The sequence below is a fragment of the Streptomyces sp. MK37H genome, assembly GCF_018035285.1.
Lineage (GTDB): Bacteria > Actinomycetota > Actinomycetes > Streptomycetales > Streptomycetaceae > Streptomyces > Streptomyces endocoffeicus.
The window spans coordinates 1-22995 of record NZ_JAAAYH010000111.1 but is presented as its reverse complement, the minus strand read 5'-3'; the positions used below and the strand labels follow the sequence as shown (position 1 = coordinate 22995).

The following is a 22995-nucleotide window of genomic DNA, read 5'->3' as shown; positions in this document are numbered from 1 at the left end:
CGCCGTGCCGCCTACGCCCGGCGCCGTGCCGCCTCGTACAGAACGACGCCCGCCGCCACGCCCGCGTTCAGCGACTCCGCGCCACCCGGCATCGGAATCCGCACCCGCAGATCGCAGGTCTCGCCCACCAGCCGCGACAGCCCCTTGCCCTCGCTGCCGACGACGATCACGACCGGGCCGTCCAGCACCTCGAGGTCCTGCAGCTCGACATCGCCGTCCGCCGCCAGCCCGACCACCGTCAGGCCCGCCTTCTGGTAGGCCTCCAGGGTCCGGGTGAGGTTGGTCGCACGGGCGACCGGGGTGCGGGCGGCGGTGCCCGCGGAGGTCTTCCAGGCGCCCGCGGTCATCCCGGCCGCGCGCCGCTCCGGTACGACCACGCCGTGGCCGCCGAAGGCGGACACCGAGCGGACCACCGCGCCCAGGTTGCGCGGATCCGTGACGCCGTCGAGGGCGACGATCAGCGGGTCCTCGCCCTCGTCGAAGGCGGCCGCGCTCAGGTCCTCGGGGTGGGCGTACTCGTACGGCGGGACCTGGAGCACCAGGCCCTGGTGGTTCAGCCCGTTCGTCATCCGGTCCAGCTCGGCCTTGGGCGCCTCCATGAGGTGGATGCCGCCGCGGTCGGCCGCGACCTTCAGCGCCTCGCGCACCCGGTCGTCGCTGTCGACGAACTGCTGCACATACAGCGTGTTCGCCGGAACGCCCTCGCGCAGCGCCTCGACCACCGGGTTACGGCCCACCACCAGCTCGTTCGTGCCCTTGCCGCCGCGCCGCGGGACGGGGCGCTTGGCGGCCTGGCGGGCGCGGGCGTTGGCCATCCGCTGCTTGGCGTGTCCCTTACGCATCTCGGCGGGCGGGGTGGGCCCCTTGCCCTCGAGGGAGCGGCGCCGCTTACCGCCGCTGCCGACCGTCGCGCCCTTCTTGTTGCTGGTACGGCGGTTCCTGCGCTGGCTGTTGCCGGCCATGAATGTCACCTGTCTCTTCACTGCTCAGCGCTGCTCGGCAAACGGCAACGGAAAAACGTCGGACGCCACACGCGTCTACGGTCGTACGGTCGTATGTACGGTCACAAGTGTGCCGCCCGACGCGGCGGGCGGCACAAACAGCGAGGTCAGCGGGTACCCAGCTCCCAGCGCGGCCCGGACGGGGTGTCCTCGATCACCAGACCCGACTGCTGGAGCTGATCACGGATCGCGTCCGCCGTCGCGTAGTCCTTACGGGTCCGCGCGGCCTGCCGCTGCTCCAGGACCAGCCGGACGAGGGAATCGACCACGCCGTGCAGATCCTCACCGCGGTCCGAACCGCCCGCCCAGTGCTCATCGAGCGGATCGAGGCCCAGCACGCCCAGCATGGCCCGCACCTCGGCGAGCCGGGCGACCGCCGCCTCCTTGTCGTCGGCGGTCAGGGCGGAGTTCCCCTGGCGGACGGTGGTGTGGACGACCGCGAGCGCCTGCGGCACCCCGAGGTCGTCGTCCATCGCCTCGGCGAAGGCCGGCGGCACCTCGGCGGCGGGCTCGACGTTCCCGGCCTTCTCCACCACGCGCTGGACGAAGCCCTCGATCCGCGCGAACGCCGACTCGGCCTCGCGCAGGGCCTCCTCGCTGTACTCGATCATCGACCGGTAGTGCGGGGTGCCCAGGTAGTAGCGGAGCACGATCGGACGCCAGCGCTTGACCATCTCGGAGACCAGCACCGAATTGCCGAGCGACTTGCTCATCTTCTCGCCGCTCATGGTCACCCAGGCGTTGTGCGCCCAGTAGGCGGCGAAGTCGTCGCCGAACGCCTTGGCCTGCGCGATCTCGTTCTCATGGTGCGGGAAGATCAGGTCGACGCCGCCGCCGTGGATGTCGAAGGCGCGCCCGAGGTACTTGTGCGCCATCGCCGAGCACTCCAGGTGCCAGCCGGGACGGCCGCGCCCCCACGGGGTCTCCCAGCTGGGCTCCCCCGGCTTCGCCGCCTTCCACATGGCGAAATCGCGCGGGTCGCGCTTGCCGGTCTCGCCCTCGCCGGAGGGCTGGCGCAGTCCGTCCAGATCCTGGTTGGAGAGCTTCAGATACTCGGGGAACGAGCGCACATCGAAGTAGACATTGCCTTCGGCGGCATACGCATGACCCCGGTCGATCAGCTCCCGCATCATCTCGATCATCTCGGGGACATGACCGGTCGCCCGCGGCTCATAGGTCACGGGCAGGCAGCCGAGGATGTCGTACGCCTGGTTGAAGGCGCGCTCGTTCTCATAGCCGATCGCCCACCAGGGGCGCTTCTGCTCCGCCGACTTGGCGATGATCTTGTCGTCGATGTCCGTGACATTGCGGATGAACGTCACGTCATAGCCGCGGTGGGCGAACCAGCGGCGCATGATGTCGAAGTTCAGCCCCGACCTGATGTGCCCGATGTGCGGGGCTGCCTGCACGGTCGCGCCGCACAGGTAGATCGAGACGCAGCCCGGCTTGAGCGGGGTGAAGTCACGGATCTGCCGGGCGCTGGTGTCGTACAGGCGAATAGTCACGCATCAAGGGTAGTGGGAAGTGAACGGTGCCCCGTGCCCCTTCCCCCACGGGGACACAGAAGCGTGACACTCGGGACGCGGGTGACACTCCGGACGCATCCGCGCGCCCATCCCTGAGCGCCGGGCGGCGCCACCACCGCGGCACCCACGCGCCCCGCGCGGACCACCGGTCGCCGCTAAGCGCTCCGCGGGAAGTGCCACGAGATGCCGTCGTGCGTCTGCGGCCGCATCGTGGCTGGTCGCGCAGTTCCCCGCGCCCCTTCGGGGCGCTGCCCGAACCGTAGCGGACTTCCTCCGACCTGCTTAGCGCTACCGCTGCCGCCGGAAGACCAGCGCCGTCGCGATCGCCGCGAGCCCCTCGGCGCGGCCGGTCAGGCCCAGCCCGTCCGTGGTGGTACCGGACACCGAGACGGGGGCGCCCACGGCCGCCGTCAGCGCCTTCGTCGCCTCGTCGCGCCGTTTGCCGATCTTCGGGCGTACGCCGATCACCTGGATCGCCACATTGCCGATCTCGAAGCCCGCGTCCCGGACGATCCGGGCGGCCTCGGCGAGCAGCGTGGTACCGGCCGCGCCGGACCACTCGGGGCGGTCGGTGCCGAAGTGGGCGCCGAGATCGCCGAGCCCGGCGGCGGAGAACAGCGCGTCACAGGCGGCGTGCGCGGCCACATCGCCGTCGGAGTGCCCGGCCAGTCCGTACTCCTCGCCCTCCCACAGCAGCCCGGCGCACCACAGCTCACGGCCCTTCTCGAAGGCGTGCACATCCGTGCCGATGCCCACCAGGGGGAGCATCGCCGCGTCAGAAGCCATCGTTCGCCCTCCTGCGGGCCAGGACCGCCTCGGCCAGCACCAGGTCCAGCGGCCGGGTCACCTTGAACGCCTCCTCGTGGCCGGGGACGACCACGACCTCGACGCCGAGCCGCTCCACCATGCCCGCGTCGTCCGTGGCGCCCTCGCCCTCCAGGACGATCTTCTCGTGGGCGGCGACGAGCGTGGCGCGATCGAAGCCCTGCGGGGTCTGGACGGCGCGCAGCAGGGCGCGCTCGGGAGTGCCGACCACCGGCTCGGGCTCACCGGCCCGCTCCCCGGTGCGCGGCTCGACCTGCTTCACGGTGTCGGCCAGCGGCAGTGCCGGGACGACGGCGGGCGCCCCGTCCCGTACGGCGGCGACGACCGCGTCCACCGTGTCCACGGGCACCAGCGGCCGCGCCGCGTCGTGCACCAGCACGGTGGTGACGGTCTCGGGGACGGCGGCCAGCCCCTTGCGCACCGACTCCTGGCGGGTCTCGCCGCCGGGCACGACGACCACCTCGGTGGTGTCGCCGAGGCTGCCGCTCAGCGGATACGCGTCCAGCAGCCGCCGCACCTCGTCGGCGCCGTCCGGCGGGGCGACCACGACGACGAGGGAGACGGAGCGGGATCCGGCCATCGCCCGTACGGCGTGGACGAGCATGGGCGTACCGCTCAGCGGGCGCAGCGCCTTGGGGGCGCCCGGGCCCAGCCGCACGCCGCGGCCCGCGGCGGGGATCACTGCGGCGGTGCGGGCGGTTCGCCCGGACGCGCCGGAGCCACCGTGATCCGGTGTTGCGGACATTGAGTTGGCGTTCAGGTTTGCTTCCTCAGCCGAAATGGGTATGGCCACAGCGTGCCGGGCGCGATGCCCCGACCGGCCCCTTCCGTGACGACTGGTCGAGCCAGCTGCCCGGGCCCGGCACACCTACACCGCGCACCGTGCGCGCGGTGGCGCATCGGCACCAGGTGCGATGGACCGGGGGCTCAGAGATCGCTCGGGGGATCAAAGGAGATCGCCCAGGGGGTCAACGACGTCCGGCACGTACGCATGCCGCAGCGCCCGGCGACAGACGATTTAGCGGGAATTCACGTCTGAGTCACTCGGGCACCACGGCATTGATTTGTCAGGACGCGAGAACCTCGTCGAGCAGGGCCTCGGCCTTGTCCTCGTTGGTGCTCTCGGCGAGGGCGAGCTCGCTCACCAGGATCTGGCGGGCCTTGGCGAGCATGCGCTTCTCACCGGCGGAGAGTCCGCGCTCACGCTCTCGGCGCCACAGGTCACGCACGACCTCGGCAACCTTGATCACATCGCCGGAGGCGAGCTTCTCGAGATTTGCCTTGTAGCGACGGGACCAGTTCGTCGGTTCTTCCGCATACGGTGCACGCAGCACCTCGAAGACCCGGTCCAGCCCGTCCTGGCCGACCACATCACGCACACCGACGAACTCCGCATTGTCCGCCGGCACACGAACCGTCAGGTCACCCTGAGCGACCTTCAGCACCAAGTAGGTCTTGTCCACGCCTTTGATCTGGCGAGTTTCGATGGCCTCGATCAGCGCGGCCCCGTGATGGGGATAGACCACGGTGTCGCCAACCTTGAACGTCATGTGACAGGTACCCCTTCCGTGGCTATCCAGGGTAACACGGGAACGCCTTCTTCTGAATGGCGTTTTCGCAGGTCAGGGCATATCTCGGGGCTTGACAAGTGCGGCAGGAACGTGCTGCGCGGGTCCCGCGGAACCGGGTATTCGCAGGTGGGAGCGGCTGTCCGGGCACCCCGAAACCCGCCCGTTACGCGCCGGAAGAAGCCCGGACGAGTGGCCGTACGTCCCGTTTTGCCGGAGTCCAGTCGATGGACTTCCGCTACTCCGTTCGGATCAGGAGCGAGGGATCCGGCCCCGATTCGCGAATTGATCACGGAGTTGATCACACACCGCGGATCAAGTCTGTGATCAATTCTCGGACATGCATGGATTCCTTACCGATAATCTCCCGCGCGACCGGTCGAGCCGATATTCGGGAGTTCGGGACGGCGCCGTACGGACCGCGTAACGCACCCGGGAAGCGCGCCGGAACCGGCAGCGTACGGGCGTGCCGCCCCGGGGCCGAACGCCTTGGGGCGGGTCGGGTGCGGGCCGAAGAGGGCGGATCGGTAATCTAAGCGCGCTGATCCAACCTTTACCTCGTCCTAGGAGATGCCGCCGCCGTGAGCAGCAGCCTTCGACGCGGCGCCCTCGCCGCAGCCGCCATCGTGGTCTCGGTCGCCCCGCTCTCCGCCTGCGGAGCCGGGAACGACGCGCAGACGCTGGAGGTCAAGCCCGACAACGCCGCGACGTCCGTCGGGGACATCAAGATCCAGAACGCCACCGTGGTGACCCAGCCGGACCGCACGGCCAAGGGCCCGGCCGTCGTCACCGGCCGGATCTTCAACAACGGCAAGAACGACCAGACCGTCAAGGCCGTCACCCTCCCCGGCACCAGCGCTCGGGTGAAGCTCTCCCCGGCCAAGGGCAAGGGCCCGGTCGTGGTGCCGCACGGCGGCTCGGTGGCCTTCGGCGGCGAGGGCAACGCCTCCGCCGTCATCAGCGACGGGCGCGAGGCCACCCGGGACGGCAATGCGCAGCGGGTCGTCTTCGACCTCAGCTCGACCGGCAACGTCCCGATCACCGCGTTCGTGGTCCCGGCGAAGAGCTACTTCAAGGGCTGGGGCCCGTCCGAGCTGCCGACCGCCAAGCCGTCGGGCTCGGCGACGCCCAGCGGCAAGCCGAGCGGTACGCCCAGTGGCACCGCCAGTGGTGAGCCCAGTGGCACCCCGTCCGGCACGGCGAGCGGCCAGCCCGGCGGCGAGGAGAGCAGCGGCGCCCCCAACGGCATCGCGTCCGGCGAGCCCAACCCGAACGGCGGCGATCGCTGAGACCCGTTGGCGGGTCTCCGCGGGTCTCTGAGACCCGCCCAGACATGCGCGAGGGCGGCCCTGGACCTTTCCAGGGCCGCCCTCGCGCATGAGCCGCTTGTCACGGCTCGTCCGAGCCGATCTTTTTACGGCTCGACCGGGCCGGTTTACGGCTCGAACTTGTAGCCCAGACCCCGCACCGTCACCAGATACCGAGGCGCACCCGGGTCCGGCTCGAGCCCCCTCCGCGTGCACCCCTCGCACCACTCGGCCCTAGCGGGCCTCACGGCTTCGGGACGCTGCGCCGGACTCCGTCCGGCGGCCCGGCGCTCAGGCCGGCTTTACGGCTCGAACTTGTAGCCCAGACCCCGCACCGTCACCAGATACCGAGGCGCACCCGGGTCCGGCTCGATCTTGGCCCGGAGGCGCTTGACGTGGACGTCGAGGGTCTTGGTGTCGCCCACGTAGTCCGCGCCCCAGACGCGGTCGATCAGCTGCATACGGGTCAGCACCCGGCCCGCGTTGCGGAGCAGCATCTCCAGCAGGTCGAACTCCTTCAGCGGGAGGTCCACCTTGCCGCCGCCGACCGTGACCACGTGCCGGTCGACGTCCATCCGGACCGGCCCGGCCTCCAGGGCGGCCGGGGTGATCTCCTCCGGCTCACCGCGGCGGCGCAGCACGGCTCTGATCCGGGCGACCAGCTCGCGCGAGGAGAAGGGCTTGGTCACATAGTCGTCCGCGCCTATTTCCAGCCCGACCACCTTGTCGATCTCGCTGTCCTTGGCGGTCACCATGATCACCGGGACATTGGACCGGCCGCGGAGCTGGCGGCAGACCTCCGTACCGGGCAGGCCCGGCAGCATCAGGTCGAGCAGCACCAGGTCGGCGCCGTTCCGCTCGAACTCATCGAGCCCCTCGGGGCCGGTGGTCGCGATCGCGACCTCGAATCCCTCCTTGCGAAGCATGTACGACAGCGCGTCGCTGAACGATTCCTCGTCCTCGACGACCAGAACTCGGGTCACGGAAGGACCTCCGGGGCTGAGAGTGGTTCATTGGTGAAGGTCTCGTACGGCCGGCCGTGGTCCTCGCCGTCGAGGTCTCCGGTGTCGTACGACTCGCTCGACTCGCGCGTCTCGCTCCGCGAGCGGTCCCGGTCCCGCGCCGCACCGGCTTCCGGGAGTCTCAGGGTGAAGGTGGAGCCCTGTCCCTCGGCGCTCCACACGGTGACCTCCCCGCCGTGCGAGGCGGCCACATGCTTGACGATGGCGAGCCCGAGCCCGGTCCCGCCGGTCTGCCGCGAGCGGGCCGGGTCGACCCGGTAGAAGCGCTCGAAGATCCGCTCGCGGTCCTTCTCGGAGATGCCTATGCCCTGGTCGGTCACGGCGATCTCGATCAGGTCCCCGCCGGTCGCGGGGATGCGGCGGGCGGCGATGCCGACGCGGGTGCGGGCCGGGCTGTAGTTCACCGCGTTCTCGACGAGATTGCCGAGCGCGGCGGCCAGCTGGCCGCGGTTGCCCCAGACGTGCAGATCGGCGGTGCCGCCCGTGGCCATCGTGATCTGTTTGGTGCCCGCCTGGTGGCGGCACCGGTCGATGGCCTCGGCGACGAGCTCGTCCACCCGGACCGGCTCGGCGTCCTCCAGCGGGTCGTCGTTCTGCACCCGGGAGAGGTCGATGAGCTCCTGGACCAGACTGGTCAGGCGGGTCGCCTCGACCTGCATCCGCCCGGCGAAGCGGGTGACCGCCTCCGGGTCGTCGGACGCGTCCATCACGGCCTCGGACAGCAGGGACAGCGCGCCGACCGGGGTCTTGAGCTCATGGCTGACGTTGGCGACGAAGTCGCGTCGTACGGCCTCGATCCGGCGGGCCTCGGTGAGGTCCTCCACGAGCAGCAGGACCAGCCGGGAGCCCAGCGGGGCCACTCTGGCGGAGACCGCGAGCGCGTCGCCGCCCCGGCCGGTGCCACGGCGCGGCAGATCGAGCTCGATCTGCCGGATCTCGCCGTCCCGCCGGGTGTCGCGGGCCATCGCCAGCATCGGCTCGACGGCCAGCTTGCCGCCGCGCACCAGGCCCAGCGCGTACGCGGCCGAGCTGGCCTTGACGACGGCGTCCGCTTCGTCGAGGACGACGGCCGAGGAACGCAGTACCGAGAGCACTGTGTCCACGCCGGGCGGCAACACGGCGTCGGTATGCAGCGAGGAGCGCGTAGGCTTCGCCTGTTCACGCTCGCTCCAGCGGAACGCCAGCATGGCGATGACGCCGGTGCACAACCCGGCGAGCGCCGCCACTGCGGCGATCGCCGCGTTCACGTTCATGCGTCCAGGTTATGCGGGCGGCGAGACCCCTCCACAGCCCCGTGACGATCCCCTCGGTCAGACGTTGCCGAGAGTTCACCGAGGAGTCGGTATCGGTTCACTCCGGACGTTTCGCCGAGCGGGCTTCACACGGGGCAGCCGGGGCTGCGTTGCCGAGAGTTCACCTGTGCATCAGGTGTGATTAACGCCCGATGCCGGAAGCGGACGCGTTTCGGCCGGAGCGTGGAAGTGTGGGGCCCCGGGGCATGAGCCACGGAGAACTGCCAGGAAACCTGTCAGAGCCTGTCAAAGATCGTCACCGAGAGTCAGTGAAAGAGGTCAGTGATGCGGGACGCGTACCACGAGGAGCTTGATTCGATCGGGGACGGCCTGGTCGACATGGCCCGGCTCGTCGGTTCGGCCATCGGCCGTGCCACCACTGCCATTCTCGACGCGGACCTCAAGCTCGCCGAGAGCGTCATCGCCGCCGATGAGAAGGTCGATGATCTGCAGCGCGATCTGGAGGGTCGGGCGATAGCCCTGCTCGCCCGGCAGCAGCCGGTCGCCACCGATCTGCGGATCGTGGTGACCAGCCTGCGGATGAGCGCCGACCTGGAGCGCTCCGGCGACCTCGCGCAGCACGTCGCCAAGCTGGCCCGGCTCCGCTTCCCGGACACGGCCGTGCCGCACGATCTGCACGCCACGATCCTGGAGATGGGCCAGCTCGCCCAGCGGCTGATGGCGAAGGCCGCCGAGGTCATCATCACCAAGGACGTCGACCTCGCGCTCCAGCTGGAGCAGGACGACGACGCGATGGACCTGCTGCACCGCGCCCTCTTCCAGCACCTGATGGACGACCGCTGGAAGCACGGCATCGAGACGGCCGTGGATGTCACGCTGCTGGGCCGCTACTACGAGCGGTTCGCGGACCACGCGGTCTCGGTCGCCAAGCGCGTGGTCTACCTGGTCACCGGTGAGCACGCCGACGAGATATCGGCGCAGGGGGACGTCGAGGGGGCGTGACCGCCGAAGGGACGTGACCGCCGAGGGGCGCGAGCGGCCACGGGGCGTGAGCGTCTGCGACGGTGTGCATCAAAGCGCCGTCGACGCGCCCCTGCACTCGGCCGCCGGGTCGTCGGCACCATGAGCAGCAGGTGACGTGACCCCTCCCGAGGAGGAGACGCATGGCGGACCTCTCCAAGCCCGAACCCGCTCCGACCCACCCCGTCGGCGCATGCGGCTGCGGCTCGGGCTGCGGCTGCGGCTGTCAGTCCGGCGGCCCGTGCCAGTGCGGCGGCAACTGCGGCTGACCGGCGCGACCGATACAACCGACACGATGGAGGGCCTGGGACCGGCGACCGGTCCCAGGCCCTCCATCGTGTCTCCCGGACTTCTCTTGCGTCGGCCCCGGCACGTCCCGCCCGTGGTGCGGTCGGAGCCGGAAGCGGCGAGCCTGGTCCTGTGACTCCGCTCTCCACCTGAAGGAGGGGAGCTTCCAACCCGAAGGGTGCGGTCCAGCCCGAACCGATCCCTCCGGGACAAGAGGAAATATCACGGCCCAGGGATGCGATTCCCCCACCGGCTGAAGCCGGTGGTCCCCTCGCTAGGAGACTGATGGAGGACAAGACCCCGGCCCCGCCCCGCGTCGTGGTGGACGAACCGCTGGACGGCCGCCGCCGTGTGCTGATCGACGGCGCCGACGTCGGAGTGGTGGTGAGCCCGGACGAGCTCCGGCGACTCCTGCACCGCGCGGGTGTGATGGAAGAGGCCGCACCCCTCGACAACCCCGAGCTGATCGAATGGAACGGCGGCGGCCCCGACGACTGGCCCGCCGCGCCCAGATGACGCACGCCGCCCGGATGACACACGCCGCCGGGCTCACGTACGCGCCCGGCTCACGTACGCGCCCGGCTGACGCGCGCGCTCAGATGACATAGCGGAGACGACAGAACCGCCACAACGTCCGGCGCCGGTCCCTCCCCTCGTGGGGACCGGTGCCGAACGCTGGAGCGGTGCCGATCCGCGCCGTACGGGTGCGGATCGGGGGGCCGGATCCGTGGTCGATGCGACTGCCGTCCCGATGGGACCGGCTTCACGGATCTCCAGGGCTCATGCGACGCGCCCGTGACCACCGTCTCGTGACCGCGACGAAAGCTGACCGAGAACATGCGGTGCCATGGGTTGTCTCTCCGTGCGCTGAGCTGATGGCCTGGCTGGACGGCTCGTGGTGGATGCGCTATCGCGCCATGATCCTGCCAGCTGTGCCTCCCACCGAGGAGGTTCCGGTATCACGCTGCCGGTTTCTCCGCTGGTCAGCCATATAAAGTGAGTTTTCCGGTCCGGATGTCCAGCGCGGGGGAAGTAAGGAGTGGAGACCTTGAGTTCCGACTCGGGGGCACGCATAGCCTTCGCGGAACGCCTCGCGCTGCTGTACAGGGAGGCCGGTAATCCTCCCCTCAAGAGCGTGGCCGAGGCGGTCGTCCGACTCCAACGGACCGATGAGCGGGGGCGTCCCGTACGGGTCTCCGCCCAGCGGATCAGCGACTGGCGACGAGCAAAGAACGTACCCGCCCAGTTCGCCGCCCTCGCGGCCGTCCTGCACGTCCTGATACCCGACGCACGGCGCTCGCGGCCCGTACCGGTGTCCCCGGGCCTGTACGACATGGCCCGCTGGCAGCGGCTTTGGGAGCGTGCGCTGGCCGACCCGGTCGGCGACCGCCCCGCCCCGTCGGCGGAAGAAGAGGAAGGGCCCCCGGCCGAGGGCCCCGCGGTCCCCGGCGGCGTATGCCCGTACCGGGGCCTGGCCTCGTACCGCCGGCAGGACGCCCGGTGGTTCTTCGGCCGGGAGCGGAGCACGGACGCCCTGGTCACCCAGCTGCACGCGGCGGAGAAGACGGGCGGCCTGGTCGTGCTCGTGGGCGCTTCGGGGGCGGGGAAGTCCTCGCTGCTGAACGCCGGTCTGGTGCCCGCGCTGCGCACCGGGGCGCCGGGCGACGGGGACGGCCGGGCGAGGGGCGTACTGCAACTCGTCCCGGGCGGCGACCCGCTCGCGGAGCTGGCCCGCCATATCCCCGAACTCGCGCGCGTGGTCCCCATGGCGGAGGAACCGGAAACGGACGAACCGGAAGCGGAACCGGACGCGGGCGAAGCCGCGGCTGACGGCCCACCAGCAGACGCGCCGACAGCAGACACACCGACAGCAGACGCGCCGACAACAGACAAACCGAAAGCAAACGATCCAGCCACACACGAACCTGCCGCCTACGAACCAACCGCACACGAACCAGCGGCCGAACCCGGCACCCCGCAATTCGCCCACGCGGTCCGCGAGGCCGTCACCGCATGGGCGGACCGCGAGACGCCGTCCTCCGACGCCCGCCCCGTCGTGATCGTGGACCAGTTCGAGGAGGCGTTCACCCTCGGCTCGGACGAGGCCGACCGGCGCACGTTCATCCAGCTCCTCCACGCCGCATGCACCCCCGCCGGCCCCGGCGAGCCGCCCCCCGTGCTCGTCGTCCTCGGCATCCGCGCCGACTTCTACGAGCTGTGCCTGGGCTACCCCGAACTGGCCGACGCGCTCCAGCACCGGCACATGGTGCTCGGGCCGCTGACCACCGCCGAGTTGCGCGAGGCGGTGACCGGCCCGGCCAAGGCCGTGGGCCTGGAGCTCGAACCGGGGCTCGCGGAGCTGATCGTCCGGGAGGTGAGCGCCGACGGCCCTCGTGGGACGCATGACGCGGGCGTACTGCCGCTCCTCTCCCACGCCCTGCTCGCCACCTGGCAGCGACGGAAGGGCGGACGGCTGACGCTGGCCGGTTACCGCGCGGCGGGCGGCATCCAGGGAGCGGTGGCGGCGACCGCCGAGCGGGCCTGGTCCAGCCTCGACTCCGAGGCGCGCACGGCCGCGAGGCTGCTGCTCCTCCGGCTGGTCCGGCTGGGCGAGGACACCCAGGCCACCCGCAGACGGGGGACGCGGCACCAGCTGGCGAGGGAGTCGACGGACCCGGGCAAGACGGAGGAATCGCTCGAAACGCTGGTACGCGCCCGCCTGGTGACGCTCGACGCCGAGACCGTGGAGATCACCCATGAGGCGCTGCTCCACGCCTGGCCGCGGCTGCGCGACTGGATCGACGAGGACCGCAACGACCATCTGGTGCGCCAGCGGCTGGAGGAGGACGGCCGGTCCTGGGAAGGCTCGAACCGTGACTCGTCCCTGCTCTACCGGGGCTCCCGGCTGGAGCAGGCCCACACCTGGGCGAAGACCGCCGGCGGCACCTATCTGACCCGTAGCGCGGTGGAGTTCCTGGCCGCTTCGGTCCGGCTGCGCAGGCGCACGGTGTGGCTCCGCCGTGGCGCGGTGTCGGCTCTGGTCGCGCTGGCGGTGCTGGCCGCCGGTACGGCGGTGGTCGCGTGGCAGCAGCGGGACGACGCGGTGTTCGAGCAGGTGGTCACCGAGGCCGATCGCTTCCAGAACACGGATCCGTCGCTGTCCGCCCAGCTCGCCCTGGTGGCACACGACTTGCGGCCGCACGACGAGGCCACCAGGAACCGGCTGCTGTCAGTGGTGAACGCGCCGCTGGCCACACCGCTGCACGGCCACACCGGCGCCGTCTACCTCACCTCGTTCAGCCCGGACGGGCGGCTGCTGGCCACCGCCAGCTACGACCGGACCGTCCGGCTGTGGGACGTCAAGGACCGGACCCGCCCCAAACCGCTGGGCAAGCCCCTCACCGGCCATACGAGCTGGGTGAGCAGTGCGGTCTTCAGCCCGGACGGCCAAACCCTCGCCAGCGCCGGCGACGACGGCACGATCCGCCTGTGGGACGTACGGGACCCCCGCCATCCGCGCCCGCTCGGCGCGCCCCTCTCCCACCACGACGGCACGATCTATCTGCTCGCCTTCAGCCCGGACGGGCGCACGCTGGCCACCGCCACGGAGAATCGCGTGGTGCGCCTGTGGGACATGAGGCGCCCGGGCCGGCCGAAGGCGATCGGCGCGCTGACCGGTGCCACCGCCGCCGTGCGCTCCGTGGCCTTCAGCCCCGACGGGCGGACGCTCGCGGCCGGTGGCGACGACGCCTCGATCAGGCTGTGGAACATGGCCGACCCGCGCCGTCCGAAGCGGATCGGCAAGGCGCTGACCGGCCACAAGGACCTGATCCACTCCGTGGCGTTCAGCCCGGACGGCCGGACCCTCGCCAGCGGCAGCGCGGACAACACCGTCCGGCTGTGGGACGTCGGCGATCCGCGCCACGCGGAGCCGCTTGGCTCGCCGCTCACCGGCCACATCGGCCCCATATGGTCGGTGTCCTTCAGCCCGGACGGATCCATGCTCGCCGCCGCCAGCCAGGACAGTACGGCGAGTCTGTGGAACGTCAGCGATCCGGCGTATCCGTCGCAGGTCGGCGAGCCGCTCGCGGGGAGCAGCGGCGAGATGTACGCCCTGGGCTTCAGCCCCGACGGGCGGACCCTCGCCACCGGGAGCGGCGACAACACGGTCCGGCTGTGGTCGATCCCGACGTCGGACATGGTCGGCCGGGTCGGGGTGTTCCGCCCGGACGGGCGGGTGCTCGCCACGGCCGGGCGCGACGAGAAGGTCCGGCTGTGGAACGTGGACGATCCCAACCGGCCGGTGCCGCTGGGCGAGCCGTTCGACCCCGGGGAGGGCACGGTGCGGGAGCTGACGTTCACCCCGGACGGCCACACCCTCGCGATGATGACCGGAGACCGCCAGGTGCGGCTGTGGAACGTCACCGATCCGGCCCGGCCCGTCCCGTACAAGCCGCCCATCCCCCTGCGGACCCGGTTCGCGGGCGCGCTGGCCTTCACGCCGGACGGGCGCATGATGGCGACCGCGTACAACGACAACACCATCCAGCTGTGGAACGTCAGCGACCCGTCGCATGTCCGCCGGCTCGGCAAACCGCTCACCGGCCACCGGGGCTACGTCAACACCCTCGTCTTCAGCCCGGACGGCCGCACACTGGCCAGCGGCAGCGCGGACAACACGATCCGGCTGTGGAAGGTGACCGACCCGCGCCACGCCACCCCGCGGGGCGCGCCGGTCACGGGCCACCTCGGCCCCGTCAACGCGCTCGTCTTCGGCCCGGACGGCCATACGCTGGCCAGCGGCAGCGACGACAACACGGTCCGGCTCTGGGACGTCACCGACGCCGGCAGGGTGACCCGGCTGCGATCCCCGCTCACCGGCCATACCGACGCGATCGTGTCGCTGACCTTCAGCCAGGACGGCAGCACACTCGCGAGCGGCGGCAACGACAACGCGGTCCGGCTGTGGGACGTCACCGTCCCGTCCAAGGCCACGTCCATCGGCCAGTCGCTGAGCCCCAACGCCAAGACCGGCAATTTCCTGTCGTTCAGCCCGCACAGCCGGATGCTCGGGGTGTCCAGCGGCGCGGACACGGTCCGGCTGTGGAGCCTGGACGTGGACGAGGCGGTGCGTCGCATCTGCTCGATGACGCGAGGCGTACTGACCCCGGAGAAATGGGACGAATACCTCTCCCGGCTCTCGTATGCGCCTCCGTGCGGTCGGTAACGACGTTGCGCGAACGTTGCGTGATCGCGGTCACAACTGCTCACCGGGGGGAGGAGTCGGCTTCCCCATCCCGGCGGCCGCGTTACTCTTAGGTACAGCCCGACCGCTGGTGCATCCCCCGTCGCCAGCGGTCGGGCGCTTCCATGTCCGGGGGCTGTCCGTGGGCCTGTCCGTGGGCCTGTCCGTGGGCATGTCCGGGGGACACTGGGCACCGGTGCGGCGACACCGAACGAGACCGCACGCACCACAAGAAGACGCCTCCCCCACCTGGAGACCCCGTGATCCGCAGGCTCGTCGACCAGGCCGCTCTTGACCTCGGCCGCGAGTACGTCCGCCACGCGCCCTGGAGCGCCGGAAAGCGGGCCCTGGTCGAGCGCCACCTCAACGCCGCCCTGCGGGACCGCCCCCTGCACCGTCTGGCCCGTACGCGCTTCGGCGCCACCTTCGCCGTCGACACCCAGGACCTCATCCAGCGGTACCTCTACCTCTTCGGCGTCTGGGAGCCCCATATGACGCGGTGGCTCCAGCGCCGGCTGAAGCCCGGGGACGTCTTCGTGGACGTCGGGGCCAACATCGGCTACTACAGCGTCCTCGCCTCCCGCCTGGTCGGGCGCAGTGGGACGGTGGTGGCGATCGAGGCCTCACCGACGTTCCACCAGCTCCTCCAGCGCCACGCCCGGCGCAACGACCGCACCAACATCCGCGCCCTCAACGCGGCCGTCTCCGACCGCGACGAGCTGCTGACCTTCATCCTCGCCAGCTCCCGCAACATGGGCGCCAACAGCGTCGTCCCCTACGACGGCCCCGCCGAGTCCACCTTCGAGATCGCGGCCCAGCCCCTGCCCGACCTCCTCACCGACGACGAGATCACCAACGCCCGGGTCATCAAGATCGACGTGGAGGGCGCGGAAGGCAGCGTGGTCCGCGGCCTCGTCCCCCTCCTCGACAAACTGCGCCCCGACGCCGAACTGACCGTCGAGGTCACCCCCCAGCGCATGTCCGACCTGGGCGACTCCGTCGAAGACCTGCTGACCGCCCTCAAGGACCACGGCTTCCACGTCTACCGCCTGCCCAACGACTACGCGGCAGGCAGCTACCCGGACGCCCTGCGGCGCGCCCCGGAGGTTCCGGTCCGCTGGCGGGGGCCGGTCACCGAGGAAAGCGACCTGGTCTTCTCCCGGGTCGACGCGGAGACGCTGCCCTGAGGGCTCGGGCGTCTACTGGTCGTCCTGGGGCAGGTGGGTCCTGGCGTCCTCGTAGGTGGCATCGGCGGTTTGCTCGGCCGGGGCGTAGACGAGGTGCAGCACACCGGTGCTGAAGGTGGCGGAGGAGAGCAGTTTGAGCGGGAGCGTGGTCTCGCTCTCGTCGAACAGCCGCATGCCCTTGCGGACGGCGATCGGGTGGACCAGCAGGTGCAGCTCGTCCAGCAGACCGTGCGCCATGAGCTGCCGGACGACGGAGACCGAGCCGCTGAGGGCGATGTCTCCGCCCGGTTCGTTCTTCAGCGCGCTGACGGCGTCGGCGAAGTCGCCCTTGAGCTGCTCGGAGTTCCGCCAGGTGAAGCTGAGGTTCTGGCGCGACAGGACGATCTTGCGGGCGTCGCCGAGCTTCTTGGCGAAGTGGGCGTCCTCACCGCCCGCCGCCTCGCGGTCCGGCCACGCTCCGGCGAAGCTGTCGTAGGTCTTGCGGCCGATGAGGAGGGTGTCGGCCGTGCCGAGGATCGCGTCGACGGCGGCGCCCATCTCGTCGTTGAAGTAGGGGAAGTGCCACTGGTCGGGCGCCTCCACGACCCCGTCGACCGAGATGAACAGGCTGGCGGTGATCTTCCTCATGGTGCCCCTCCGTGGGATGCGGTCGGTGAGCTCTTCCTCCTCTCAGACCGGGGAGGCCGCACAAACTCATCGGTGACGGCGAGCGGGTTCAGCGTATGTCGTAGCGCCAGCCGTCCATGGCGGCCAGGACCCGGGCCCGTGCCTCGACCACCGCGAAGCGTGCCGCGCGCTCGGCCGCGTCGGTGTGGGCGGACTGGCTGGTGACCTGGCCGGGCCACTTGCGGTAGAGCAGACCCGTCTCGGCGGTGAACCAGCCGCGGCTGACCGCGTTGAGGGCCATGAGGAGGCCGGTGTCCTCGGAGGCGGGCAGGGCCATCCAGCCGCCGAGGGCGAGGAGCAGGTCCCGGCGTACGAAGAGGGTGGCGGGGTGGACCTGGGCGCGGTGGCCGTTCGCCCGCCAGAATTCGAGGACCGCGCCGCGTGCGATGGGACCCTGCGGCGGATCGCCCTCGAAGCCGACGGTGGAGCCGTCGGGCAGCAGGTCCAGGGCGCGGGAGGTGGCCCAGCCGAGATCCGGGTGGTCGGTGAGGGCGCGGAGGTCGCGGGCGAGGGCGCCGGGGGTGAGCATGTCGTCGGCGTCCAGCACCTTGATGTACGCGCCCTCGGCCCGGGAGAGCCCCATCGTGCGCGCCATCGCGGCCCGTCCGGCCCGGCCCTGGCCGAAGCTGACGCGGGCGTCGTCGGGGACGTAGGGGCGTACGGCGTCGGTCTCGCCGTCCTCCTGGATGACCCACTGCCAGTCCCAGCCGTCCGGCAGCTCCTGCTCGCGCAGCGACTTGTGGGCGTCCGGCAGATGCACCGCGCCCGGGGCGTGGACCGCGGTGATGACGGTGATGGTGTTCGGCATGGTCACCACCTCTTCAGGGGCGTGGTGAAGACGAGTTCCGTACGGTCACCGCACAGCGTCACGTCGGAGACCTCGACAACCCGATCGTCGATGTCCGTACAGATCTTCCGGAGAACGATCACCGATACCCCCTTCTTGAGGCCGAGCGCCTCCGCCTCCTCCACCGTCGGCGGCCGGGCCGTGATCCGTTCCTCTATGCGGTCCAGCTCGATGCCGATCGTGTAGAGCTGATTCTGGGTGCCGCCGGGCCAGGGCTCATGGGCGGCGTCGAGCAGGTCGGGATTGGCGGCCACGACGTCGTGGACCAGGTAGGAGTGCACGAGCGCGAACGGCGCGTCCTCCTCGCGGCAGTTGGTGCGGTAGATCCGCTCCAGCAGCCGCGTGCCCACGGGAATCCCGAAGACCGACGCCAGGTCCTCGTCGGCCTTCGCGTCGCGGTACTCGGCATGAAAGGCGAGGTCGCCGACGTCCAGCCCGGTGTCGTGCTCGGTCGACCCGGTCCGCAGCCGCTCCGCCCTGGACCGGCGGGCCCGGTCCTTCTCCCACTGGTGCCGCTCATTGCTCCGCTCGACCCGCCGGCGCGGCGTCCGTACGAACGTCCCCACCCCGTGCCGCCTGTCGATCAACCCCTCGGCCACCAGCTCCGACAGCGCGCGCTGCAGCGTCGGCACGCTTGTCCGATACCACGCCGCGAGCTTGTCCTCGGCCGGGAGCCGCTCCCCGGGTCCGAGCTGACCTGCACGGATGCTCTGGCGCAGGGCATCCGCGAGCTGCTCGTACTTGGCCATGCGTAGCCCACCGTCCTCGCTTGTGCGGCCGCTGCGGACCGTTTTCAGCGTAAGTCCTCAAGAGGTCTTGGGCGGCAGGAAGAGCCACCGACAGCCGATTGGCCCGCGACGTGGCACGGGGGACGCGAGGTAGCGTCCTTGCCTGCCGTACGTGAGGGAGACGCCATGCCGCAGGTAGCCGTGGTCACCTTTGACGGATTCAACGAACTCGACAGCTTCATCGCCTCCGCGCTGATCAACCGGTGCCGAAAGGACGGCCTGGAGGCGTTCATCACGACGCCGACGCCGGTCATCACCTCCATGAACGGCGTCGAGGTCACCGGCCAGCGCCCGATGGAGTTCGTGACCGAAGCCGACGTCGTACTGATCGGCAGCGGCGTGAAGACACGCGACGTGGTCGCCGACGACCGCCTGATCTCCAGGCTCCCCCTCGACCCGTCACGTCAGCTGATCGGTGCCCAGTGCTCCGGCGCACTGGTCCTCGCCAAGCTAGGGCTGCTCGACGACATGCCCGCCTGCACGGACATCAAGACCCGCCCCTTCGTCGAAGCCAGCGGCGTCACCGTCCTGGACGTCCCCTTCCACGCCGAGGGCAACATCGCCACGGCGGGCGGCTGCCTGGCGTCCCAGTACCTGGGCACGTGGGTGATCACCCGCACCCTCGGCGACGAGGCCGCGCGCGGCGTCCTCGACTACGTGGCCCCGGTCGGCGAAAACCAGGAAACCGTGGAACGGGCCCTGCGCGCGGTCCACACGGGCGAAGCCGCCCTGAGCTGACGCCCGGCGCATCAGCTTTCCCGGCAGCGGCTTCGCCTGACGCCCCAGTCCGCGATTGAAGTCGCAGCGGGATCGGGTAGTGCGGGCCGAGACGCTCATATGTCTGTTCGGAGCAGGCGGACTGAGATACTCCGGCCATGGATGCTGGGGTGATGGGGAGCGATACCCGATCGGACATGGCAGTGCCCGCGCGGACCACGTCGGCGCACGCCGAGGGCTGGGTGCTGCGTTCTGCGGTGGCAGCGGACATCGAGGTGATCGCGGAGTTGCGGGCCACGGTCATGCGTGCGGACTTGGAACGCCTTGGGCGCTACGACGAGCACCGGGTACGGCAGCGGCTGCGGGACTCCTTCTCCCCGCAGCACACGTCGATCATCATGATCGACGGTGAACTGGCAGGTTGTGTCACCGTCCGGCCCGCCGAAGGCAGGCAGTGGCTGGAGCACTTCTACCTTGCTCTGCACCGTCAGGGCCGAGGGCTTGGATCCGCTGTGTTGCGCACGGTACTGGAGCGAACGGACGCGCAGGGCATGACCGTGGGCTTGAACGTCTTGCAGGGCAGTGCTGCCCGTCGACTCTACGAGCGCCACGGATTCCTCGTGGAAGCCCAGGACCCGATCGATGTCTTCATGATGCGCCCGCCGGGGGCGACGGCGAGCACTCCTGCGAAAGCCTGACCCGCAACGGTGCGGTGGCCCCGCCTCGGCCCGCGAGGTCGTCTTCCACGGCCGTGACGTGACAGCGGCCGCACGGGTTTCTTCGAGTGTGACCAAGAAGTGGGCGCGTGCGGCCTTGTCCCAGCCTGGCAGTTGTCGACGTTGATCACCATCAAGCCCCTTCCATGGTCTTAGAACGGCTAGGGCTTGGCGCGTTCATGTTCCGCGTTGCTGATGATGGCGTCGGCGCCGTCGAGTTGGCGCCTGAGCTTGTTGAGGACGTCGGTGCGGGCCGACTCGATCAGGTGGTCCGTGGTTGGCGCTGTGCCGGTTGAGGTTCCGGCGGGGGCCCAGAAGGTCTTGTGACTGTGGTCGCGGATGATGTCCTGGCAGGTGCGGATAACCCAGTTCATCGTCACGGTGATCTCGTCGCGGTGAAGCTGGTCGAGGTCCGAGGCGCCGCTGATCTCGGGGTGGGCCGTCATTGGGTGCGCCCCTGAGGTGGTGTTGCCTTGATGGTGAACCAGACCGTCTTGCCGACCGTGTGCTCGATGTCGCCCCAGGCGTCCGCGAGTTCGCCAACGAGCAGCAGGCCACGGCCGTTCTCGCTGTCCGTGCGGGGGGATTGCGCGGCCGGTCGGCCGGGACCGGAGTCGCGTACTTCGATGCGCACCTCTTCCTCGGCCGCCTCGATCCGTACCCGGAACAGCCGGCCCGGCGGCACACCGTGCAGGAGGGCGTTGGTGGCGATCTCCGATACGCATAACTGGATCTCCTCCAGGCGGTCGACATACCCCCACTCGGCGAGCGTGCGGATGACGAACTGTCGCGTTGCGCGAATGGATGGCTTGCGTCGCGTGAAGAACTGCTGCCGCATCAGGGGCATGGCGAGTCACCGCCTCAGAGCTGGGTGTGAGAGCGGCATCACCTTATCGCTATTCGCGAAAGGTAGCGAGGTACTCTCTGGAGGTGGTGGCCAAGGGGTCGCTTACTGTGTAAAGCGGCAAGGTCGGCGAGTGTCGATCACGCTTGAGGAGGGGCTCAGTGGCCAGCGATGCGTGGATCAGTTCCTCGATGCCCTATCTACGGCCCGTTGAGGGCGGTCAGGGCGACGCATGGGGTGAGGAAGCGGCAGCGCGCGGGAGGCGTGGGACGCAGCGCATTCTGCATGCCGGGGAGGTTTCCGCTCCGGGTGTCGTGGCCCGCCTTCTCGGACTTGAGGACGGGGATACGGTCGTCGTACGGCGCCGGATCATGTACCTCGACGAGGAGCCGTGCGAGCTGATCGACTCCTACTACCCGGCGCATATCGCCGCAGGCACCGGCCTCGCGGGCACCGCGAAGATCCGCGGAGGCGCGGTGGCGCTGCTCGCCGAGCTGGGGCATGTGCGGCGCCGGGTGCGTGAGGACGTGACAGCGCGCATGCCGGACGCGCAGGTGCGGGAGCTGCTGGGGACCGGCGCGGAGGAGCCGGTGCTGTGCCTGGAGCGGGTCGTGCTCGACGAGGACGAACGGGCCATTCAGGCCGACCTGATCACCATGCCCGCCCAACGCCAGCGCCTGCGCTACGAACTCAGGATGGGATGACCGTGCCGAAGGCCGAACAGGACGCAGTCGACCGGCGGTCGCTGCACGAACGGATCGCCGCCGACCTACGCGACGAGATCATGTCCGGCGACCTTCCTCCCGGCGCCAAGCTTCCCTCGACCGCCCAGCTCAAGGAGCGGTTCACCGCTTCGAACGCGACTGTGCAGAAAGCCCTGCAGCTCCTGAAGGACGAAGGGCTGGCGGTCGGCCGCGCCGGAGCGGCCGTCACCGTGCGCGAACACCGGCAGCGCACCATGCGCCCCGCCTCGTACATGGCCCCGGCCGCACCCGGAGAGCCGTACCGATGGATCAGCGAGGCCGCGGCGGGCCACCAGGCTCGCGGAAGCAGTCGGCTCCTCGACGTCACCGAGATCCGCCCGCCCGCCGACGTCGCCGAAGCGCTGCGTCTTGCGGAGGACGGCACGGCGCTGCTGCGGGCACAGGTGCTGCTCCTGGACGACGAGCCGGTGGAGCTGGTGAAGTCGTACTACCCGCTGGAGCTGGCTCGCGGGACGGCGATGATGGACCGCTGGAAGATCAAGGGCGGCACCCCGGCCCTCCTCGCGGAGCTGGGCTACCCGCCCCGCCTCAGCGTCGACAAGGTCTCCGCGCGCGTACCGACGCAGGAGCAGTACACGGTGCTCGGTCTGCCGGGAAACCTTCCCGTCCTGCGGACGTTGCGCGTTGTCTACAGCGACGGCGAGCGCCCCATCGAAGCGACGGTGATGGCCAAGGCGGGGCACCTCTACGAGCTGCAGTACGAGTTCACTCCCTCCTGACCGCCTCCTGTGGATGCCCGGCCGGTAGGTGACCTCGGTGTTTTCGCCGTTAAGGGCTCAACGGCGGCCCAGGACGGCCCATCGGCAGCCGACGGCCTACGCGCTGATGGGCAACTCCCGCGCCTGCTGGCGTGCTTGGGCCCGCAGCTCCTTCAGGCGGTTGTGGAACGCGTTGTGGCCGTTCTGGTCGAGGTTCAGCGGTAGGTCGAGTTGGGAGATGAGCTGTGACTCCAAGGCCCATGGCTCCTCCTGCTCGACCCAGCACACTCGGGCGTTGTCCGCCATCCACTGGCTCAGGGTGGCCTCGCCGGCCTTGCCGAAAGTCATCCGCTTACCGCTGCCCACGCGGCGCAGTTCAAGTCCGAGCAGGCAACCGAGCGTGAGCCGCAGCGTCGAGCCGGCCGCGTTGCCCCGGTAGTGGTACCGCACCCGCTTGCGCAGGTTCTGGGTGCTGGTGCGGTTCGCCATGTACCGCGGCGCTATGCCGACGTAGAGCAGGCACCGTGCGTCCAAGTCCGGGTGGGGCGGCTGCTCGAAGTACCACCCGTAGACTCCCGCGACCGCCGGGACAGGGCTTGGACGCGTCAGGACCTCCTGCGCCGACCACAACCGGTCGGGGCTGGTGAGAGCGGTAGCTTCCACGAAACCTCCAGGCACGCCACGGCTGACCGCCCCAGGCTATTGCTCAGCGC

22 protein-coding genes are annotated in these 22995 nt (G+C 70.3%); 9 read left to right on the top strand and 13 right to left on the bottom strand.

The window, feature by feature from the left end:
- Positions 1-11: 11 nt before the first annotated feature.
- The 5 genes from rlmB to GWI24_RS17910 all read right to left on the bottom strand — a co-directional run bounded on the left by rlmB (position 12) and on the right by GWI24_RS17910 (position 4902).
- A complete protein-coding gene (rlmB, locus tag GWI24_RS17930) occupies positions 12-962 on the bottom strand; it encodes a 23S rRNA (guanosine(2251)-2'-O)-methyltransferase RlmB (RefSeq protein WP_210946952.1) in 951 nt (316 codons plus the stop codon).
- A 146-nt stretch (positions 963-1108) separates the two neighbouring features.
- Positions 1109-2506 (bottom strand): cysteine--tRNA ligase, encoded by a 1398-nt coding sequence (gene cysS / locus GWI24_RS17925; protein ID WP_210946951.1) that lies wholly within the window; start codon positions 2504-2506, stop codon positions 1109-1111.
- Positions 2507-2815: 309 nt separating this feature from the next.
- Positions 2816-3313: a 2-C-methyl-D-erythritol 2,4-cyclodiphosphate synthase gene (ispF, locus tag GWI24_RS17920; protein ID WP_210946950.1), complete on the bottom strand. Its 498-nt coding sequence runs from the start codon at positions 3311-3313 to the stop codon at positions 2816-2818.
- A complete protein-coding gene (gene ispD / locus GWI24_RS17915; protein ID WP_210946949.1) occupies positions 3303-4097 on the bottom strand; it encodes a 2-C-methyl-D-erythritol 4-phosphate cytidylyltransferase in 795 nt (264 codons plus the stop codon). Before ispD ends, ispF begins: the two co-directional genes overlap by 11 nt.
- Positions 4098-4419: 322 nt before the next feature.
- Positions 4420-4902, bottom strand: coding sequence for a CarD family transcriptional regulator (locus GWI24_RS17910; protein WP_009716930.1), 483 nt, complete (start codon positions 4900-4902; stop codon positions 4420-4422).
- A 599-nt stretch (positions 4903-5501) separates the two neighbouring features.
- On the opposite strand from GWI24_RS17910, the gene GWI24_RS17905 reads away from it, so the two are divergent.
- Positions 5502-6209, top strand: a complete 708-nt coding sequence (locus tag GWI24_RS17905; RefSeq protein ID WP_210946948.1) for a DUF461 domain-containing protein — start codon at positions 5502-5504, stop codon at positions 6207-6209.
- A 320-nt stretch (positions 6210-6529) separates the two neighbouring features.
- Here the strand turns inward: GWI24_RS17905 and GWI24_RS17895 are convergent, their stop codons facing one another.
- Both GWI24_RS17895 and GWI24_RS17890 read right to left on the bottom strand, forming a co-directional pair.
- The gene (locus GWI24_RS17895) at positions 6530-7210 is read right to left on the bottom strand and encodes a response regulator transcription factor (RefSeq protein ID WP_014061580.1); all 681 of its coding nucleotides are present in this window, start codon (positions 7208-7210) and stop codon (positions 6530-6532) included.
- Positions 7207-8502, bottom strand: a complete 1296-nt coding sequence (locus GWI24_RS17890) for a cell wall metabolism sensor histidine kinase WalK (protein ID WP_020870425.1) — start codon at positions 8500-8502, stop codon at positions 7207-7209. Before GWI24_RS17890 ends, GWI24_RS17895 begins: the two co-directional genes overlap by 4 nt.
- A 324-nt stretch (positions 8503-8826) precedes the next feature.
- On the opposite strand from GWI24_RS17890, the gene phoU reads away from it, so the two are divergent.
- The 4 genes from phoU to GWI24_RS17870 all read left to right on the top strand — a co-directional run bounded on the left by phoU (position 8827) and on the right by GWI24_RS17870 (position 16242).
- Positions 8827-9504 carry a phosphate signaling complex protein PhoU gene (gene phoU, locus GWI24_RS17885; protein ID WP_210946947.1) on the top strand — a complete coding sequence of 226 codons (678 nt, stop codon included), beginning with the start codon at positions 8827-8829 and terminating at the stop codon, positions 9502-9504.
- 591 nt (positions 9505-10095) lie between these two features.
- A complete protein-coding gene (locus tag GWI24_RS17880; protein WP_198277023.1) occupies positions 10096-10326 on the top strand; it encodes a hypothetical protein in 231 nt (76 codons plus the stop codon).
- A gap of 523 nt (positions 10327-10849) precedes the next feature.
- The gene (locus GWI24_RS17875; RefSeq protein WP_210946946.1) at positions 10850-15037 is read left to right on the top strand and encodes an AAA family ATPase; all 4188 of its coding nucleotides are present in this window, start codon (positions 10850-10852) and stop codon (positions 15035-15037) included.
- A gap of 281 nt (positions 15038-15318) precedes the next feature.
- Positions 15319-16242: an FkbM family methyltransferase gene (locus GWI24_RS17870; RefSeq protein WP_210946953.1), complete on the top strand. Its 924-nt coding sequence runs from the start codon at positions 15319-15321 to the stop codon at positions 16240-16242.
- Positions 16243-16254: 12 nt separating this feature from the next.
- Here the strand turns inward: GWI24_RS17870 and GWI24_RS17865 are convergent, their stop codons facing one another.
- From GWI24_RS17865 to GWI24_RS17855, 3 genes are all read right to left on the bottom strand, one after another.
- The gene (locus GWI24_RS17865; protein WP_210946945.1) at positions 16255-16869 is read right to left on the bottom strand and encodes a dihydrofolate reductase family protein; all 615 of its coding nucleotides are present in this window, start codon (positions 16867-16869) and stop codon (positions 16255-16257) included.
- 88 nt (positions 16870-16957) lie between these two features.
- Positions 16958-17716: a glycosyltransferase gene (locus GWI24_RS17860; RefSeq protein ID WP_210946944.1), complete on the bottom strand. Its 759-nt coding sequence runs from the start codon at positions 17714-17716 to the stop codon at positions 16958-16960.
- A gap of 2 nt (positions 17717-17718) precedes the next feature.
- On the bottom strand, positions 17719-18504 hold the full coding sequence (locus GWI24_RS17855) for a GntR family transcriptional regulator (RefSeq protein WP_210946943.1): 786 nt from the start codon (positions 18502-18504) through the stop codon (positions 17719-17721).
- A 165-nt stretch (positions 18505-18669) separates the two neighbouring features.
- On the opposite strand from GWI24_RS17855, the gene GWI24_RS17850 reads away from it, so the two are divergent.
- Together GWI24_RS17850 and GWI24_RS17845 are read left to right on the top strand one after the other, a co-directional pair.
- Positions 18670-19281, top strand: coding sequence for a DJ-1/PfpI family protein (locus GWI24_RS17850; RefSeq protein ID WP_210946942.1), 612 nt, complete (start codon positions 18670-18672; stop codon positions 19279-19281).
- A 137-nt stretch (positions 19282-19418) separates the two neighbouring features.
- Positions 19419-19958 (top strand): GNAT family N-acetyltransferase, encoded by a 540-nt coding sequence (locus GWI24_RS17845; protein ID WP_210946941.1) that lies wholly within the window; start codon positions 19419-19421, stop codon positions 19956-19958.
- 179 nt (positions 19959-20137) lie between these two features.
- Here GWI24_RS17845 and GWI24_RS17840 read toward each other — a convergent pair whose 3' ends face one another.
- On the bottom strand, positions 20138-20422 hold the full coding sequence (locus GWI24_RS17840; RefSeq protein ID WP_210946940.1) for a hypothetical protein: 285 nt from the start codon (positions 20420-20422) through the stop codon (positions 20138-20140).
- Complete coding sequence (locus tag GWI24_RS17835; RefSeq protein WP_210946939.1) at positions 20419-20823, bottom strand: ATP-binding protein; 405 nt, start codon at positions 20821-20823, stop codon at positions 20419-20421. Before GWI24_RS17835 ends, GWI24_RS17840 begins: the two co-directional genes overlap by 4 nt.
- 158 nt (positions 20824-20981) lie before the next feature.
- Here GWI24_RS17835 and GWI24_RS17830 point away from each other — a divergent pair, with 158 nt between their 5' ends.
- On the top strand, positions 20982-21524 hold the full coding sequence (locus GWI24_RS17830) for a GntR family transcriptional regulator (RefSeq protein ID WP_210946938.1): 543 nt from the start codon (positions 20982-20984) through the stop codon (positions 21522-21524).
- Entirely contained in the window at positions 21521-22303 is a 783-nt protein-coding gene (locus GWI24_RS17825) for a GntR family transcriptional regulator (protein WP_210946937.1), read from the top strand. Before GWI24_RS17830 ends, GWI24_RS17825 begins: the two co-directional genes overlap by 4 nt.
- A 96-nt stretch (positions 22304-22399) precedes the next feature.
- On the opposite strand, the gene GWI24_RS17820 is transcribed toward GWI24_RS17825, so the two are convergent.
- Entirely contained in the window at positions 22400-22945 is a 546-nt protein-coding gene (locus tag GWI24_RS17820; protein ID WP_210946936.1) for a GIY-YIG nuclease family protein, read from the bottom strand.
- Between the last annotated feature and the right edge of the window lie 50 nt (positions 22946-22995).

What these genes read in the sequence shown, in the direction of transcription:
- GWI24_RS17825 (WP_210946937.1), top strand. Translation starts at nt 21,521, where the DNA reads ATGACCGTGCCGAAGGCCGAACAGGACGCAGTCGACCGGCGGTCGCTG.
- GWI24_RS17840 (WP_210946940.1), bottom strand. Translation starts at nt 20,422, where the DNA reads ATGACGGCCCACCCCGAGATCAGCGGCGCCTCGGACCTCGACCAGCTT.
- GWI24_RS17910 (WP_009716930.1), bottom strand. Translation starts at nt 4,902, where the DNA reads ATGACGTTCAAGGTTGGCGACACCGTGGTCTATCCCCATCACGGGGCC.
- ispD (WP_210946949.1), bottom strand. Translation starts at nt 4,097, where the DNA reads ATGTCCGCAACACCGGATCACGGTGGCTCCGGCGCGTCCGGGCGAACC.
- GWI24_RS17880 (WP_198277023.1), top strand. Translation starts at nt 10,096, where the DNA reads ATGGAGGACAAGACCCCGGCCCCGCCCCGCGTCGTGGTGGACGAACCG.
- GWI24_RS17845 (WP_210946941.1), top strand. Translation starts at nt 19,419, where the DNA reads ATGGATGCTGGGGTGATGGGGAGCGATACCCGATCGGACATGGCAGTG.
- GWI24_RS17865 (WP_210946945.1), bottom strand. Translation starts at nt 16,869, where the DNA reads ATGAGGAAGATCACCGCCAGCCTGTTCATCTCGGTCGACGGGGTCGTG.
- GWI24_RS17890 (WP_020870425.1), bottom strand. Translation starts at nt 8,502, where the DNA reads ATGAACGTGAACGCGGCGATCGCCGCAGTGGCGGCGCTCGCCGGGTTG.
- ispF (WP_210946950.1), bottom strand. Translation starts at nt 3,313, where the DNA reads ATGGCTTCTGACGCGGCGATGCTCCCCCTGGTGGGCATCGGCACGGAT.
- GWI24_RS17835 (WP_210946939.1), bottom strand. Translation starts at nt 20,823, where the DNA reads ATGCCCCTGATGCGGCAGCAGTTCTTCACGCGACGCAAGCCATCCATT.
- phoU (WP_210946947.1), top strand. Translation starts at nt 8,827, where the DNA reads ATGCGGGACGCGTACCACGAGGAGCTTGATTCGATCGGGGACGGCCTG.
- GWI24_RS17855 (WP_210946943.1), bottom strand. Translation starts at nt 18,504, where the DNA reads ATGGCCAAGTACGAGCAGCTCGCGGATGCCCTGCGCCAGAGCATCCGT.
- GWI24_RS17860 (WP_210946944.1), bottom strand. Translation starts at nt 17,716, where the DNA reads ATGCCGAACACCATCACCGTCATCACCGCGGTCCACGCCCCGGGCGCG.
- rlmB (WP_210946952.1), bottom strand. Translation starts at nt 962, where the DNA reads ATGGCCGGCAACAGCCAGCGCAGGAACCGCCGTACCAGCAACAAGAAG.
- GWI24_RS17850 (WP_210946942.1), top strand. Translation starts at nt 18,670, where the DNA reads ATGCCGCAGGTAGCCGTGGTCACCTTTGACGGATTCAACGAACTCGAC.